Below are 16288 nucleotides of genomic sequence, written 5' to 3'. Positions count from 1 at the left end.
AAAGGATAAGTTCTGTGCCAGATCTAAGTTATCAACAATTTTATGAGACATACCGCGCATTTATTCACGTTTTCTGTGAATAACCGTGTGAAGAAACTTGGGGGCTGTGTAAAAAAAGGCATTTATCAACAATGACCAATCTGACCACCAGAAAGAAAAACAACAAAAAACAACTGAAAAACAAAAGGTTAAGTCAAATCATTCCATAATCAGAAACTTAACCTACCAGACCACATAAAGATCCTCACCAGAAGGTTAAAGATCCATCAATTCCTCATCCTTACACCTTTGTGGGTGCTCAATCGTCGAGAGAAGCATCAATCCAATCTCAGTAGGCCCTCTCTGGGTACTGTTTATTGATCCATACCTTAGCCTACTCTCAAGCCAACAAAATAAAGCTGTGGATAACCTCATCAATAGACCTCTTAATCTCATTTCAAGTATCAAAAATCGTTCATCCATGGCAAGCGCAAGCAAAATCAGTACAATCCCTACTGTGATTATCCAAACCGAAAGCCTTTATGAAACCAGCACCGACGACTCAACAAGAATTACTCACGCGAGCCCAACAAATTGCAGGGCTGAGTTTTGCTGAACTCGCCGATGAAGCAGGCATGACCGTACCGCCAGATCTGCGTAAAGACAAAGGCTGGGTAGGCCAGTTACTGGAATGGCACTTAGGGGCGACAGCAGGCAGTCGTCCACAACAAGATTTTGAACATCTTGGGATTGAGTTAAAGAGCATTCCCATCAGTTACACCGGAAAACCGTTGGAGACCACTTTCGTTTGCGTCGCCCCACTCACCGGAGTTCATGGCTTAACATGGGAGCAAAGTCATGTGCGCAATAAGCTCTCTAAGGTGCTCTGGATCCCGGTACAAGGTGAGCGCGAGATCCCGCTCGCTGAGCGCTGTGTGGGCTATCCTTTGCTATGGAGCCCTTCTCCCGAAGAGGAAGCGCAGCTCAAAGCGGACTGGGAAGAGTTAATGGAATTGATTGTGCTAGGTAAAGTAGCACAAATTACCGCTAAACACGGTGAAGTGCTGCAACTGCGCCCTAAAGCCGCCAATGGTCGAGCGCTCACTGAAGCCTATGGAGCCAATGGACGCCCAATCAAAACCCTGCCACGTGGTTTTTATCTGCGTACCCAATTTACTGCGCAAATTCTGCAGCGCTATTACGCCTAGTTATCTTCACAACGATCTTTTTTGTTTTCGCAGTGTCGTGACTCGCTTATAGTGAAAAAACTGTCTCCCTCGTGACTGGGTTCTATTTGTGGCGACAGCGCAAACCTCTGTGATTTTTCTTATTCCGAATGTAACGAAGTCGCCGCCATCACTCGGCTTCAACTTCCAATACAAGGGAATATCATTCGTTCTTTGGCTCTAAGACAAGGAAGTGTTATGCAATATACCAAGCTGCCTCATTCCAGCCTCGAAATCAGCAAGATCTGTTTAGGTACCATGACGTTTGGTGAACAGAATTCGCAAGCTGATGCCTTTCAACAGCTCGATTATGCTCTTGAGCGTGGAGTGAATTTTATCGATACGGCGGAGATGTATCCGGTTCCGCCAACGGCACAAATACAAGGTAAAACCGAAGAGTTTATTGGCAATTGGCTGACTAAATCCGGTAAGCGAGAGAAAATCGTGCTCGCCACCAAAGTCGCTGGTCCACGCAATGTGCCTTACATTCGCGACAAAATGGCGCTCGATCATCGCAATATCCATCAAGCGGTCGATGATAGCCTACGTCGTCTGCAAACGGATTATATCGACCTGTATCAACTTCACTGGCCGCAGCGCCAAACCAATACTTTCGGTCAGCTCAACTACCCTTATCCAGACAAGCAAGAAGAAGTAACGCTGATTGAAACACTGGAAGCGCTCAATGATTTGGTGCGCATGGGTAAAGTGCGTTATATCGGAGTTTCTAATGAAACGCCGTGGGGAGTGATGAGCTACCTGCGTCTTGCAGAAAAACATGAACTGCCAAGAATTGTCTCGATCCAGAACCCTTATAATCTGCTCAACCGCAGTTTTGAGGTGGGACTTGCCGAAATAAGTCATCTGGAGGGCGTTAAGCTACTCGCTTACTCGCCACTCGCCTTCGGTGCTTTAAGTGGTAAATATCTCAATGGTGCTCGTCCTGCGGGTGCGCGTTGTACACTGCATCAACGCTTCTCACGCTACTTTACAGAACAAGGCATTCTTGCAACAGAAGCCTATGTCGCATTAGCCCAGCAATTTGGGCTCGATCCTGCGCAAATGGCACTAGCGTTTGTTAATCAGCGCCCATTTGTGGCCTCGAATATTATCGGAGCCACAACGATGGAGCAGTTAAAATCGAATTTGGATAGTTTGGATATTTCATTAAATGCAGAACTTCTGCAAAAAATTCAGGAGATTGGAACCACTTATTCCAATCCCTGTCCTTAGTGATGTGGGGGCTGGTGCACAGACCAGCCCCTTAGCATTACGTCGGTATTCGCGCAGCTAGCACTCGGCGAATATGTCTCACACGGCGTTCCGCGACAACAGCATCCGGTAAACTCAAGCCGATTGGACGACCATCCGTTTCCAAGCCAATATCACGCAACAAATGCGGATTATTCCAAGGTAGATGGTAACTACTTCTGCGCACTTTACGCTTCCACACTCGCTCCTCACGGCGCAGCTCAGCACGAACCAGTAACACAGCTAATTGTAAGTAAATAGATTGACGCATGGTATTTTCTCCAGTGGTTTTGCTGGGGAAAATGACGATCGAAAGGGAAAAGTCAGAAGACACTCCTACTCAGCTGCCATTTTCCGCAGCCTAATAAGAGGTTACGGATTAATTCAGTGATCTTTGCTCAAATCATTGCCCATTGCGCACACGGGAAAATCTCGGAGTGCGGTTTGGGTTGAATCAAGATCAGAAGCGCAAAGCAATGATGCAGATACGAAATGTGCCATGATGCGCCTCCAAGCAAAGTCAATTAATCCAAAAGAAAGGTGATATTGAGTAAGTGAAACTTACGATTAAATTCTAAACAACTCAGGTAACAATATTCAACATCTTATTACACACGCTCGAAAAAACAGCGTTTTTCGCTAAGTCAGAGTTTTTATCGCGTTTATGAATAACATATTCAGCCAAGGAATAAACACAAGGCGCTATATGCATCCAAAGATTGATACTCGGAATAAGCCATAACACTGAAATTCGCTGTAGAAAGGCGTCCCAAAAACAGTCTGTACTACAAAAAATTCAGCCACTTAACCAAGTGGCTGAACATGAGTACAAGGTAAATCAGCAAAACTTAGAAGTTTTCATCGGTGATCAAGTTGTGTTTATTCAGTAAGCGATACATGGTTGCACGCGATACTCCCAGCTCTTTGGCTGCCGTTGAAACTTGCCCAGAGTGCGACTCCAACACCAGCAACAGTGCATCACGCTCGGAGCGTTCCCGAATGCTTTTCAGGCTGCGACGGCCATCGCTGCGCTTGGGAAGATCGAGCTGAGATTCATCCAGCACCACAGTATCTGACATTAATACCACACGCTTGATCTGGTTCATCAGCTCACGCACATTACCCGGCCAATGGTAGCGAGTTAACCCACGTACGGCATCATCAGAGAAGCTACGCGCCTGAGCGTTGTACTCTTTGGAGTATTCTTGCAAAAAGTGTTTAGCCAGTAGCACGATATCCGATGCGCGCTCTTTCAAACTAGGCACATTAATCCGCAATACGTTAATGTAGTGGTACAACTCTTCGTTAAAATCACCATCGATCAGCGCTTTTTCGATGTCTGACGAATTGGCGGCCAAAATACGCACATCGACTGCACGAACCCCTTGGCGCGTCTCCACAGTCCCTTCTTGTAAGAAACGCAGTAGGTTCAACTGTTGGCTTTTAGGCAAGGTCAAAATATCGTTTAGCAGCAGTGTGCCACCATCCGCTTGCAGCAAAAAGGGTTGTTGACCTTCCTCCGTTTCGCCAAGACCAAACAGCTCGCTTTCAAGGCGCTTTTCTGACATAGCTCGGCAATTAACTGAAATGAAAGGTTTTTGCGCACGCGACGATGTTTTGTGAATCGCCTTAGCCACCGTTTCTTTCCCAGTACCACTTTCGCCATAGATCAAAATACTGACATCGGTCGGGCCAATGCGTTTGATCTGATCGCGCAAACGCTTCATAGGCATAGATTCCCCAATCAAGCCCATGTTGCCGGCCGAGCCAAAATGTGGCCACACTTTCTTTTCCAACTTCAGCATGCCAAGTTGGTGACCAATCGTGCTCAACAACTGAGCATCAGGGATCGGCGCAGTAAAAAAGTCGATACAGAAGTTAACGATAAATTGGCAAATGGTATCTGAACTGAGCTGCGCCTCACGAATGAACGCCAGCCAACGGACTTGCTTATGGCTACTCACCAAATTCGCAATCCCGTTAAGGCTAAATTCATCATGGCTTAAATCCACAATACCAATACATGGCCCAGTCTCGACAAATAACGCATCGGCTTTGCGCAAATCTGCTACTTGAGTACAGCGCCAACCCACTTTTTCCAACACAGCCAGCCAGGGTTCATAGGTACCTCCCACCACAACAAGAGAGCCAGGTACTGAATCCATACGGAATTGAGTGCTCATGAACCTATATTCCTTATTTTTATTGTTACGATGCGGATTATTCTATTCGCACCCACTACATGGTTACGGACGTTACATTAGCGAGACTTTGCACTAGAATCTGTCTCACAGATAAGACTAGCCAACAAATGCCCATTTTTCTAATCAACTTATGGGAGAAAGTCATAATTCAGTAAAAAGAATGACTTACATTGCACCGACTTGGCACGATTATTTCTTGAGGAAATAAAAAAAGCCGCTCAATAGAGCGGCTTTTTAATCAATCTACAGTGATTATTGCTGAGGGCGCATCGCTGGGAACAAAATCACATCACGGATAGTGTGAGTATTGGTCAGGAGCATAACCAGACGATCAATACCAATACCTTGACCCGCTGTTGGCGGTAAGCCGTGCTCTAAAGCGGTAATGTAGTCGGCATCATAGAACATGGCTTCATCATCACCAGACTCTTTCGCTTCCACTTGGGCTTTGAAACGCGCATCTTGGTCTTCAGCATCGTTCAGCTCTGAGAAGCCGTTTGCCACTTCACGGCCACCGATGAAGAACTCAAAGCGGTCAGTGAAGAACGGGTTGTCATCGCTACGACGTGCCAGTGGAGAGATATCTGCTGGGTAGCCAGTGATGAAAGTTGGCTGCATCAGTTTCGGCTCAGCCGTTTCACCAAAGATCTCTTCGAGAAGCTGACCACAGGTCCAGAAAGGCTCCACATCAACGTGAACGGATTTCGCGATAGAAACCATTAGGTCACGGTTTTGGATGTCTTCTTCGGTCAGAGCTTGGATCTGCGCGTGATTTGGGTTGTAGTGCTTGATCGCATCAAACATGCTCATACGCGCGTATTTACCACCAAATTCAACGGTATGCTCACCGTAAGGCATGGAGGTTGAACCGAGAACTTCTAACGCCACAGAGCTGAGCAGCTCTTCCGTCAGATCCATCAGATCTTTGTAGTCCGCGTACGCCATATAGAATTCCATCATGGTGAATTCTGGGTTGTGACGTGGAGAAAGACCTTCGTTACGGAAGTTACGGTTGATTTCGAATACACGATCAAAACCACCGACAACCAGACGCTTCAGGTACAGCTCAGGCGCGATACGCAGGTACATCGGCATGTCGAGCGCGTTGTGGTGCGTGATGAATGGGCGCGCACTCGCACCACCAGGGATCACGTGCATCATCGGCGTTTCCACTTCCATGAACTGTTTTGAGATCATGAAGTTACGAATGGCTGACATCACCTTAGAACGTACAATGAAAGCGTTGCGAGAGTTTTCGTTGACGATCAGGTCAACGTAACGCTGGCGGTAACGCATTTCTTGGTCAGTCAGACCGTGGAATTTCTCTGGCAGCGGGCGCAGTGCTTTGGTCAGCAGTTGGAATTGCTCCATGTTGACGTACAAATCGCCTTTACCGGATTTGTGCAGGGCACCTTGCACACCGATGATGTCACCGATATCCAAACCTTGGTATTTGTCTTTCAGCTCTTGTTGCACTTCTTTCGATGCATAAGCCTGAATGCGGCCAGAGGTTTCTTGAATCACCAAGAATGGGCCACGTTTTGCCATCACACGACCAGCGATAGACACCACGTGATTGAGCGCTTCCAGTTCTTCCTTACTCTTTTCACCGAACTTCTTCTGCAGATCACCCGCTAGGCTGTCGCGACGGAACGAGTTTGGGTGCCCGTTTGCTTTACAGTTCTTGCGGATGTGATCCAACTTGCTGCGACGCTCTGCAATCAGTTTGTTTTCTTCTTGCGCGATTTGCTCTTGATTAATCTCGTTTTGAACAGCATCAGTCATTTGCATGTACCTTGTTTGTCGGTAAAAAGCTTACAGGCCTGATTTCAGGCTAGCTTCGATAAATTTGTCTAAGTCACCATCGAGTACCGCTTGCGTGTTGCGGTTTTCAATACCTGTACGTAAATCCTTGATTCGTGAATCATCCAACACGTAAGAACGGATTTGGCTACCCCAACCAATGTCGGATTTAGCATCTTCGTTAGCCTGTTTCTCGGCGTTCTGCTTTTGCAGCTCCAATTCAAACAGTTTGGCGCGAAGTTGCTTCATCGCTTGGTCTTTGTTTTTGTGCTGTGAGCGATCGTTTTGACACTGCACGACCGTATTGGTCGGTACGTGAGTGATACGTACCGCCGATTCGGTGGTGTTAACGTGCTGACCACCGGCACCAGAAGCACGATACACGTCTATACGCAGATCGGCAGGGTTAATTTCGATATCTATGTTTTCATCTACTTCAGGGTAGATAAACGCCGAAGCAAACGACGTATGACGGCGGCCACCTGAATCGAACGGTGATTTACGCACTAGACGGTGTACACCGGTTTCAGTACGTAGCCAACCATAAGCGTAATCACCAATGATACGCACTGTCGCAGATTTCAATCCTGCTACGTCGCCTTCCGACACTTCAATCACTTCGGTTTTAAAGCCTTTAGCATCTGCCCAGCGCAAGTACATGCGCAGCAGCATCGACGTCCAATCTTGCGCTTCTGTACCGCCAGAGCCGGCTTGTAGGTCAAGGTAGCAATCGGAAGAATCGTGATCGCCAGAGAACATGCGGCGGAATTCGAGCTGTTCAAGCTTCGCTTCTAGCTCATCCAATTCAGGACCAATTTCATCAAACGTTTCTTGATCTTCCGCTTCGATGGCCAGTTCTAGTAGACCTTCGACATCATCGACACCACGATCCAGTTGATCGATGGTATCCACAACCGCTTCAAGTGCTGAACGCTCTTTACCGAGGGCTTGCGCACGCTCAGGTTGGGTCCAGACATCAGGTTGTTCTAATTCGGCATTGACTTCTTCAAGACGCTCTTTCTTGGCGTCATAGTCAAAGATACCCCCTCAGGATATTTGTGCGTTCAGACACATCCTGCAGGCGGTTTTTAATAGGATTGATTTCAAACATGTTGGCTTACGGGTTATGAATAGAAATTAACCGCGGAATTCTACTGAAAAATGTGATGAAGATACAGGAAAAAATACGTTATCCCGCCTTAGGAAACAGAATAAACCGCAAAAGATCCGTATAAAAAAGCGGAAGCCAAGGCTCCCGCTTAATCTGCTATTGAAGAGCGTTATGCTAGCTCTTCTTCTAGAACAGGGGATGATGCTGAAGGAATAAAGAACATGCAGATCATCGCAGCACAAGTCGGTAGCAACCAGCCCATACCGTACTCAAAGAAAGGTAGGAAGCTGAACGCAGAAACATCAAAGCCCGCAACTTTTGCCGCATCCAGTAACGCCACCAGCAGAGAAACGGACAGCACAGCACGGTATGCTACCCGTGGGTTTGGCAGTTTGTGACGCACGAAAGTCAATGCGACCAGAGCAATCGCCACAGGGTACAGAGCAAACAGTACAGGAATCGAGAGTGTGATGAGCTGTGCCAAACCAACGTTCGCCACAACACCACACGCTACACCATTAATCACTACCCACTGTTTGTAAGATAGCGACGTGTGTTTGCTGAAGAAATCAGAACACGCTGAAATCAAGCCAACCGCCGTGGTCAAACAAGCCAGCATAACGATAACCGAGAGAACCAACTGACCGTAGCTACCAAAGAGAGCTTGTACATATTGGCTTAAAATCGCGCCGCCGTTGTTGGCCCCCGCCGCCACACTTGAGCTGGTTGCACCAAGATAGAAGAGCGAGCCGTAAACCAACGCCAAACCAATTGCCGCAATCACCGCTGAAGTGATCAGATAACGGGTAGTCGCCGCACGATCGGTAATCCCTTTGCTACGCAGTGCATCGACAATCAAGATACCAAACATCAACGATGCGAAAGTATCCATGGTGTTATAGCCTTCCAAGAAGCCTTTGGTCAGAGGTTGGCTTAGGTACTCACCTTGCGCAGCAATCATCTCACCTTGTGGGTTCATGAACACGCCCAGAGCAAGGATAATCAGACCGATAAAGAGCGCTGGTGTCAGCAGTTTACCAATCAAATCAACCAGTTTGCCTTGCGACCATGAGAAGAACATCGCAACTGCAAAAAACAGCACAGAGAAAAGCGTGAGATAAGATTGAGTGCTCTCTGCAAAAAATGGTTTTACTGCCATTTCGTAAGCCACCAGACCCGTACGAGGAGCTGCAAATGCAGGACCAATGACGATCAGAATCAGTGCTGCCATCAGCACAGAAGCTTTTACAGGCAGATCTTTGGTGAGATGCTCCCAGCTACCACCCGCAACGGCAATCGCGATGATAGTGATCAGCGGCAAACCCACAGCGGTCAGCAAAAAGCCGAACATGGCAGGAGTAATGTTCTCACCCGCCAACTGGCCAGCGAGAGGTGGAAAAATGATATTGCCTGCGCCTAAGAAGAAGGCGAACAGCATAAAGCCCAAAGCTAAAATATCTGCTAGTTTTAACGTCTGCTTCACAGATAACCCTTATTTATTAAAGTAATGAATGTTGTGTATGCATTTCGCTGCTTAGAAAAATGTGATACCAAGCGGCTTATGGCCGAATAATGACGAATGCGCTTGTATTTCGCAACCGCAAAGCAAAAAACACAACAATAATTTATAATCACAACATTTATGCAGTGTCATATGCTAGCTGACTGTAAAAATGCAGAATTACGACCTACTTTATAAGCTCATTTTTTCACCAATCAACAGAATAAAATATTATTAACCATCTTCAGAAGAGAGCTTTTCGCTTAACTCTGGTTTGACCTAGAATCTCGATGAAAACCAATAAATTAATCAATAAAAGCTTTCGCTTTAAACAATTCTCTATAGAAGAAGGCACATGCGGCATGCCAATCAGTACCGATGGCGTTTTACTCGGTAGCTGGGCATTTAGCCTCTCTCCAACGACGATTTTAGATATTGGCTGTGGTACAGGGCTTTTGAGTTTAATGTGCGCGCAGCGCTTCCCTCATGCCCACATCACCGCTTTGGATATTGAGCAAAGTGCGTATCAAGCGGCAGAGCACAATCGCCAGCAGAGTCCCTGGGCTGAACGCATCGAATGCCAACATGCCGATATTCTGCACTGGCAGCCCAGCAAACGCTTTGCCGCAATCATTTGTAATCCTCCTTATTTCAACAGCGGAGAAACCGCTCAACACCAAGTCAGAGCGACGGCACGCCACACCATTAGCTTGCAGCACCAAGCCTTGATTGAGCGCATACCTCAGCTCCTCGAACCCGATGGCGTAGCGAGTTTTATTCTGCCTAAAGCGGAAGGTGAAGATTTCATCGTCCTAGCCAAACAAGCTGGACTCTTTGTGGGGCGCTATTGTCAGGTTCAACCAACCACGGAAAAACCTGTGCATCGTCTATTATTTGAGCTGCACCTATCCCCTTGTTTACCAGTAGAGACAAGACTGGTGATCCGTGAGCAGCAGGGTTACAGTGAGGCGTTTTGCCAGTTAACTCGCGATTTTTATCTGAAGATGTCGTAATTAAAGATGTGATCTAAAGCGTGATCCATCTATAATGTGCGCCCTGTTTTAAGACAGAGCCTTTCAACGCTTGTGGAGTAATTATTTGTGATTAAAACCTTTGCCGACCTCGAACTCGATCCAATTTTGCTTGAAGCGATCGAAGAAATGGGCTTTAGCCGCCCAACCCAAGTTCAGGCTGAAGCAATCCCGCAAGCACTGGATGGTCGCGATGTCTTAGCCTCAGCCCCAACAGGCACGGGTAAAACGGCGGCTTTCGTGATCCCAGCGCTGCAATATTTGCTCGATTTCCCACGCCGTAAAGCGGGTCCTGCGCGGATTTTGATCCTCACTCCGACTCGTGAACTGGCGATGCAAGTGGCTGAACAAGCACAAGCGCTGGCCAAAAATACTCGTCTGAACATTTTCACCATTACCGGTGGTGTTCAGTACCAAGAGCACGCCGATATTCTGGCCACGACTCAAGATATCGTGGTCGCCACACCAGGACGTCTGCTGGAATACATTGACGCCGAGCGCTTTGATTGTCGTGCGATTGAGTGGCTGATCCTCGATGAAGCGGACCGCATGCTGGATATGGGCTTTGGCCCAACCGTTGACCGCCTTTCAACCGAGTGTCGCTGGCGTAAACAGACACTGCTCTTCTCTGCGACTTTAGAAGGCCGCGGTGTGGAAGGCTTTACTGCCGATCTGTTAAAAGATCCCGCCCATGTCGATGCCGAGCCACCCCGTCGTGAGCGTAAGAAAATTTCGCAGTGGTACCACCGCGCCGATGATATGCCTCACAAAGTGGAACTGCTGAAAAAGATCCTGACCGAGCAAGCTGAACGTTCTATCGTGTTTTTGAAAACTCGTGAGCGTCTCGCAGACCTGCGTGCTGAGCTGGAGAAAGCCCAGATCCCTTGTGCTTGGATTCAAGGTGAAATGCCGCAAGATCGCCGTAACAATGCGATCAGCCGTTTCCGTGAAGGCGATGTCAATATTCTGCTGGCTACCGATGTGGCGGCGCGTGGTATTGATGTGCCAGACATCAGCCATGTGATCAACTTTGACTTGCCACGCAGTGCTGACGTTTACCTACACCGTATTGGTCGCACCGGACGTGCAGGGAAAAAAGGTATTGCTATTTCACTGGTTGAAGCGCACGACCAGCCGATGATGGCGCGTGTTGAACGTTACATCAAAGAAGAAGTTAAAGAGCGCTTTATTGATGGTTTACGCCCTAAGCACAAAAAGCCTGTGTTTAAGAAAAAGAAAAAAGACAGCAAGAAAACCGCAGACAAAGGCGCGGTGAAAAAGAAAACCACCAGCAAGCCAAAAGCAAAAGCGACCAAGAAGAAAGCCGCGACCAAAGCCTAAACAAGATAGGTAATCCAGTTACGAAAAAGCCGATGCATTTTCATCGGCTTTTTTATTGGCTTAGCTCAACGCGCACCATATTCAGCGCACGTTAAGCTTAATCCTTAGTGTTCACGAGTCGCGCGGAATTTCACCTCAGGTGAACGCTCCTGCGCCAAGTTCAAATTCACCATGGTGGGTGCGATATACGCAAGATTATCGCCCCCATCCAGCGCAAGGTTGCTCTGGTTTTTGCGTTTGAACTCTTCAAACTTCTTCACATCGTCACACTCAACCCAACGCGCGGTCGCAACGTTAACGCCTTCATAGATGGCTTCAACGTTGTATTCCGATTTCAGACGCGATACCACCACATCAAACTGCAGTACCCCCACCGCACCCACGATGAGGTCGTTGTTTTGGAGCGGACGGAAAACCTGCACCGCACCCTCTTCCGAAAGCTGTACTAAGCCTTTCAGCAGTTGCTTTTGCTTGAGTGGGTCACGCAGACGAATACGGCGGAACAGTTCAGGCGCGAAGTTCGGAATACCAGTAAATTTCAGCGTTTCACCTTGGGTAAAAGTATCGCCAATCTGGATCGTGCCGTGGTTATGCAGGCCGATAATATCGCCAGCAAATGCCTCTTCTGCGCGTGCACGGTCGCCCGCCATAAAGGTTACCGCATCAGAAATATTAACCTGCTTACCAAGGCGCACATGGTTCATCTTCATGCCTTGCTTGTAGGTGCCCGATACAATACGCACGAAAGCAATCCGGTCGCGATGTTTAGGATCCATGTTGGCTTGAATTTTAAACACAAAGCCAGTGAATTTCTCTTCGCTCGCCTCAACCACACGCTCAGCCGCCTGACGAGGCATAGGTGATGGTGCCCATTGGGTCAGGCCGTCCAGCATATGATCAACCCCAAAGTTACCCAGTGCTGTACCAAAGAATACCGGAGTCAGTTCGCCTTGCAGGAACAACTCACGATCAAACTCATGTGACGCGCCGAGTACCAATTCTAACTCTTCACGCAGCTGCGCCGCTAAATTAGCACCGACGGCTTGATCCAGCTCAGGGTTATCCAAGCCTTTGATAATGCGTTCTTCTTGGATGGTGTGGCCTTGGCCTGAAGTGTACAAAATGGTTTCATCACGATGAATGTGGTAAACACCTTTAAACTCTTTACCACAACCGATTGGCCATGTGATCGGCGAACAAGCAATTTTCAGCTCATTTTCCACTTCATCCATCAACTCCATCGGGTCACGGATTTCACGGTCAAGTTTGTTCATGAAGGTCACGATCGGCGTATCACGCAGACGGGTCACTTCCATCAACTTACGGGTACGATCTTCAACCCCTTTCGCCGCATCAATCACCATCAAACAAGAGTCAACTGCGGTCAGGGTACGATAAGTATCTTCCGAGAAGTCTTCGTGTCCCGGAGTATCCAAAAGGTTCACCAGACAATCGCCGTACGGGAATTGCATAACAGAGGTGGTCACCGAAATACCACGCTCTTTTTCCATTTCCATCCAGTCAGATTTTGCATGCTGGTTTGAGCCACGGCCTTTTACCGTGCCGGCTACTTGGATCGCACGTCCGAAAAGCAGGACTTTTTCAGTAATCGTGGTTTTACCCGCGTCAGGGTGCGAGATGATCGCGAAAGTACGGCGCTTTGATACTTCGCCGAAATAGGGTGTAGTTGACATCAACAAGTTCTCTTTGTGCTCAATCAGCCCAACATAAGCTAGCGAGCGTTTCGGTTCAAATTTGCGCGGTATTCTCCCCTATCTTGGCGCAGGGAGCAACTTCACTGTATTCAATGAGTGAATTCATATTTTCTCATGGCAGTTTTAATTAATTTATCAATAAATTTGGACTATAACTGTAGAGAGTAGAAAAAAATGAAGTCGGGCCTATGACCAAATTTCGCAAGATTCATTCTTTGGCCTTTAAGCAAGCCAAAAGCGTGTTTTTAGTCTCTGTACTGTTGGGACTCTGTTTTAGTTTTTACCACACCTTATCCGATCTGCACCAAGAGCAGAGCAAGGTGCAGGAGCACTATAACTTTAAATTGGTGCAGAGTTATGAAAACGCCAGTCAGGCGGCTTACCATCTTAATAATCTACTCGCCGAGCAAGTCGCCACCACCTTGATGCTCGACCCTGGCATCTTCAAAGTGGAGATTGTGGATGACTTTGGCGATGTGATGACACGTAAAGAAAAAGCAATCAGTGAACAGAGTCAATTAGTCAGTGTACTCGCCAGCTATCTTACCCCTGCGGTTTCCGTGTTTAGTGCTGAGCTGCATCAACCTAACTCCAACGTGGTGGTCGGCAAACTGAGCTTCTACATCGATGGCTCATCAATAGCCAAGGTGTTCATCGCCAAAACCACTCGCGTACTGCTCTTCGACCTATTACGTAATACGCTATTGACGACCATTTTACTGCTGTTTTTCTACCAAAAGCTCTCTCGCCCAATCACCATGCTGATCACTTGGGTTAACTCACTCAATGACACACAGCGCTCACCTCTGCCTCTTCGTCTTACTCATGACGATGAACTCAGTGAGCTCGCGTCGACGTTTCAATCGATGTGGAAAGGCAAAGAGCTAGCAGAATCGAAACTCAATCAATTGGCTTATTATGACAGCCTCACTGGCCTCGCCAATCGCAGTTTGTTGCTGCAAAAATTGAGTGATGCGATTGAAACTGCGCAAAACTCGCACAGTACTGGCGTACTGTTCTATCTCGACTTGGATCGCTTTAAAACCATTAATGACTCACTCGGTCATACCATCGGTGACCAGTTGATTAAAGCCGTGGCGCTGCGCATGGAGGCATGGACTAAAAACGACTACCTGTCAGCACGAATTGGTGGCGATGAGTTTGCAGTGCTGATCCCTTATCTCTCGCCTGCGAAAGCTGAGGAAGTGGCCAAGCAGCTACTCACTCTGATTTCCAACCCTTATGCGGTGGACGATCACCAGTTCTACTGTACCGTGAGTATCGGGATTTCGGTTTTCCCTTCCGTAGGAAGCTGTAATATTGATGTATTACGTCAAGCGGATACCGCACTGTATCGCGCCAAAGCCAGTGGGCGTAACAAGTTCATGTTCTATGAGCCGGAAATGCAGGCGCAGGTGGAGTCTTTCCTTGAAATTGAAAAAGGCTTGCATGAAGCGCTCAATCAGCGCCAACTCGAGCTTTTCTACCAACCTCAGGTCGACGAGCAGCACAACATTATTGGTGTCGAAGCGCTGATCCGCTGGAACCATCCTAAACGAGGGTTGTTGCCTCCCGGTGTTTTTATGCCGATCGCAGAAGAAACAGGACAAATTTTACCGATAGGCAACTGGATCATTGAGCAAGCGTGTTATCAATATGCCCAGTGGAAAAAACAAGGCATTTTACCGCCCCATTTTCGCCGTTTGGCGATCAATATCAGCCCACTACAGTTTGCTCAGGAGTCTTTTATTGAGCAGGTGAACCACGCTTTACGCCAAGCAGGGATCACGGGGGAGCCGATAGAATTAGAGATAACTGAAAGCTTACTGCTGGAAAACGTTGAGAGCGCCATAGAAAAAATGGCCAAGTTGAAAGAGAGCCAAATCAGTATTTCGATTGATGACTTTGGAACAGGCTACTCTTCGCTGCGTTACCTCAAGCATCTTGCGGTCGATGTGCTGAAAATTGACCGCTCGTTTGTCAATCAACTGCACCTTGATGATAACGATCAAGCGATCGTCGACACAATCTTAGCGATTGCCAGAAAACTGAATTTAGAAGTGATTGCCGAAGGGGTGGAAGACACCTCTGAGTTGGCCGCACTCAAAAAACTGGGGTGTAACCAATTCCAAGGCTACCTGTTTGATAAACCGCTGCGAGCCGAAGAGATTGCACAGCGTTTTGTCAGCAACAGTTATCGCAAAATTCAAACCTTACCCGTTGCGACAAACAGTTTACAAAAATAGGTAGCTCATGATGATCGCATCTTCACTTTTACCCTTTGCCACGGGGTAATAGTTAACACGGCGATCGATTTCATTAAACCCCGCTCGCTGATACAGCGCAAAAGCTCGCTGATTACTTTCGCGCACTTCTAGCCATGCGCTTTCTGCTTTTTGCTGTTCACACAACGCAATAAAGTGCTGCAAAAGCTGCTGACCATAACCTTTGCCTTGCTGCGCCGGATCAATCGCAATATTCAATAAGGTCACTTCGCCAACAATATTCTGGGCATAGAAATACCCCACAACCTGTTGATCCACCAACATGACTTGATGGCATGCTCCACGGCTAGTTAAATCACGCACTAAGGACTCCGCCCAAGGATGGGAATGCGCTGCACATTCAATGCGCCAAACAGCATCCAGATGGGTCGGTTGCATTGCAGTAAAAACAGTCGTCATGATGCGATTCCTTGATGAGCGCAAATTTGCTGCCACAACGCGCGGCGGTATTGAGTATTGCCATCAATGTCACTCAACCGCGGTGAATGCAGCTGTTTTTGAGCCTGATGAGATAAGGGATCGCAGCCCGCAAACCAGATCCACTCGAGTCCAGTATAGGCAAGTTGACTGAGCTGAATCGGTGCGATGTAGCGAACCATCGACAGCTCAAGCTGAAAGCTTTTGAGAATTCTCTCCAGCAACAGAATTTCCGCGCCTTGTGGCGGTTGATTGGCCACCAACAAGAGTCGGCAATCGTGATCCAGCGTTTGTGTGCGCGGCTGAAATCCGGCCAAACGCTCTGGATGGATCAATTCCCATTGTTGAATGTCCATCGCGGACAAATAGTGTGAAGAAGAAAGCATGGTGTTACTCGCAGCCTATCTGAGCGGCAATGCTAACA

13 protein-coding genes are annotated in these 16288 nt (G+C 47.7%); 5 read left to right on the top strand and 8 right to left on the bottom strand.

All coding sequences use genetic code 11. From position 1 onward, the window contains the following. The first annotated feature begins 521 nt into the window (after nucleotides 1-521). Together mutH and T411_RS0116515 are read left to right on the top strand one after the other, a co-directional pair. Complete coding sequence (mutH, locus tag T411_RS0116520; RefSeq protein WP_000801224.1) at nucleotides 522-1187, top strand: DNA mismatch repair endonuclease MutH; 666 nt, start codon at nucleotides 522-524, stop codon at nucleotides 1185-1187. Between the two features lie 216 nt (nucleotides 1188-1403). Further along, nucleotides 1404-2438: an NADP(H)-dependent aldo-keto reductase gene (locus T411_RS0116515; RefSeq protein WP_001200439.1), complete on the top strand. Its 1035-nt coding sequence runs from the start codon at nucleotides 1404-1406 to the stop codon at nucleotides 2436-2438. 37 nt (nucleotides 2439-2475) lie between these two features. Here T411_RS0116515 and T411_RS0116510 read toward each other — a convergent pair whose 3' ends face one another. The 5 genes from T411_RS0116510 to brnQ all read right to left on the bottom strand — a co-directional run bounded on the left by T411_RS0116510 (nucleotide 2476) and on the right by brnQ (nucleotide 9057). Then, entirely contained in the window at nucleotides 2476-2727 is a 252-nt protein-coding gene (locus tag T411_RS0116510; protein ID WP_001249919.1) for a hypothetical protein, read from the bottom strand. Between the two features lie 577 nt (nucleotides 2728-3304). Next, complete coding sequence (gene vpsR / locus T411_RS0116505; protein ID WP_000107102.1) at nucleotides 3305-4639, bottom strand: cyclic-di-GMP-binding transcriptional regulator VpsR; 1335 nt, start codon at nucleotides 4637-4639, stop codon at nucleotides 3305-3307. 273 nt (nucleotides 4640-4912) lie between these two features. Beyond that, nucleotides 4913-6445 (bottom strand): lysine--tRNA ligase, encoded by a 1533-nt coding sequence (gene lysS, locus T411_RS0116500; RefSeq protein WP_000128764.1) that lies wholly within the window; start codon nucleotides 6443-6445, stop codon nucleotides 4913-4915. 30 nt (nucleotides 6446-6475) lie between these two features. Next, nucleotides 6476-7574, bottom strand: a protein-coding gene (gene prfB, locus T411_RS0116495) for a peptide chain release factor 2 (protein WP_010895430.1) whose coding sequence is annotated in 2 segments (ribosomal slippage) — nucleotides 6476-7498 and nucleotides 7500-7574 — 1098 coding nt in all. Because the reading frame shifts where the segments join, the coding sequence is not laid out codon by codon here. Between the two features lie 169 nt (nucleotides 7575-7743). After that, nucleotides 7744-9057, bottom strand: a complete 1314-nt coding sequence (brnQ, locus tag T411_RS0116490; protein ID WP_000815022.1) for a branched-chain amino acid transport system II carrier protein — start codon at nucleotides 9055-9057, stop codon at nucleotides 7744-7746. A gap of 308 nt (nucleotides 9058-9365) precedes the next feature. On the opposite strand from brnQ, the gene T411_RS0116485 reads away from it, so the two are divergent. Both T411_RS0116485 and srmB read left to right on the top strand, forming a co-directional pair. Then, the gene (locus tag T411_RS0116485) at nucleotides 9366-10088 is read left to right on the top strand and encodes a tRNA1(Val) (adenine(37)-N6)-methyltransferase (RefSeq protein ID WP_000856165.1); all 723 of its coding nucleotides are present in this window, start codon (nucleotides 9366-9368) and stop codon (nucleotides 10086-10088) included. Between the two features lie 87 nt (nucleotides 10089-10175). Then, complete coding sequence (srmB, locus tag T411_RS0116480; protein WP_000597952.1) at nucleotides 10176-11447, top strand: ATP-dependent RNA helicase SrmB; 1272 nt, start codon at nucleotides 10176-10178, stop codon at nucleotides 11445-11447. A gap of 104 nt (nucleotides 11448-11551) precedes the next feature. On the opposite strand, the gene prfC is transcribed toward srmB, so the two are convergent. Continuing rightward, entirely contained in the window at nucleotides 11552-13141 is a 1590-nt protein-coding gene (gene prfC, locus T411_RS0116475; RefSeq protein WP_000108383.1) for a peptide chain release factor 3, read from the bottom strand. Nucleotides 13142-13350: 209 nt separating this feature from the next. Between prfC and T411_RS0116470 the strand changes: the two genes are divergently transcribed. Next, nucleotides 13351-15408, top strand: coding sequence for a putative bifunctional diguanylate cyclase/phosphodiesterase (locus tag T411_RS0116470; protein ID WP_000160066.1), 2058 nt, complete (start codon nucleotides 13351-13353; stop codon nucleotides 15406-15408). Here T411_RS0116470 and rimI read toward each other — a convergent pair. Both rimI and T411_RS0116460 read right to left on the bottom strand, forming a co-directional pair. Further along, nucleotides 15397-15846, bottom strand: a complete 450-nt coding sequence (rimI, locus tag T411_RS0116465) for a ribosomal protein S18-alanine N-acetyltransferase (protein WP_000214238.1) — start codon at nucleotides 15844-15846, stop codon at nucleotides 15397-15399. The two genes, T411_RS0116470 and rimI, sit on opposite strands and share 12 nt — an antisense overlap. Then, nucleotides 15843-16250 (bottom strand): DNA polymerase III subunit psi, encoded by a 408-nt coding sequence (locus T411_RS0116460; RefSeq protein ID WP_000953212.1) that lies wholly within the window; start codon nucleotides 16248-16250, stop codon nucleotides 15843-15845. The genes rimI and T411_RS0116460 overlap by 4 nt, the downstream gene beginning before the upstream one ends. Between the last annotated feature and the right edge of the window lie 38 nt (nucleotides 16251-16288).

Origin of the sequence: Vibrio cholerae ATCC 14035 (genome assembly GCF_000621645.1) — a bacterium.
In the GTDB taxonomy this organism is placed as follows: Bacteria; Pseudomonadota; Gammaproteobacteria; order Enterobacterales; family Vibrionaceae; genus Vibrio; species Vibrio cholerae.
Note: the sequence above shows the minus strand (reverse complement) of the source record. Positions and strands in the feature narration are given on the sequence as shown.

Bases quoted from the DNA above. Each gene is read 5' to 3' on its own strand.
- mutH (WP_000801224.1), top strand. From the start codon at position 522: ATGAAACCAGCACCGACGACTCAACAAGAATTACTCACGCGAGCCCAA.
- T411_RS0116515 (WP_001200439.1), top strand. From the start codon at position 1,404: ATGCAATATACCAAGCTGCCTCATTCCAGCCTCGAAATCAGCAAGATC.
- T411_RS0116510 (WP_001249919.1), bottom strand. From the start codon at position 2,727: ATGCGTCAATCTATTTACTTACAATTAGCTGTGTTACTGGTTCGTGCT.
- vpsR (WP_000107102.1), bottom strand. From the start codon at position 4,639: ATGAGCACTCAATTCCGTATGGATTCAGTACCTGGCTCTCTTGTTGTG.
- lysS (WP_000128764.1), bottom strand. From the start codon at position 6,445: ATGACTGATGCTGTTCAAAACGAGATTAATCAAGAGCAAATCGCGCAA.
- T411_RS0116485 (WP_000856165.1), top strand. From the start codon at position 9,366: ATGAAAACCAATAAATTAATCAATAAAAGCTTTCGCTTTAAACAATTC.
- prfC (WP_000108383.1), bottom strand. From the start codon at position 13,141: ATGTCAACTACACCCTATTTCGGCGAAGTATCAAAGCGCCGTACTTTC.
- T411_RS0116470 (WP_000160066.1), top strand. From the start codon at position 13,351: ATGACCAAATTTCGCAAGATTCATTCTTTGGCCTTTAAGCAAGCCAAA.
- rimI (WP_000214238.1), bottom strand. From the start codon at position 15,846: ATGACGACTGTTTTTACTGCAATGCAACCGACCCATCTGGATGCTGTT.
- T411_RS0116460 (WP_000953212.1), bottom strand. From the start codon at position 16,250: ATGCTTTCTTCTTCACACTATTTGTCCGCGATGGACATTCAACAATGG.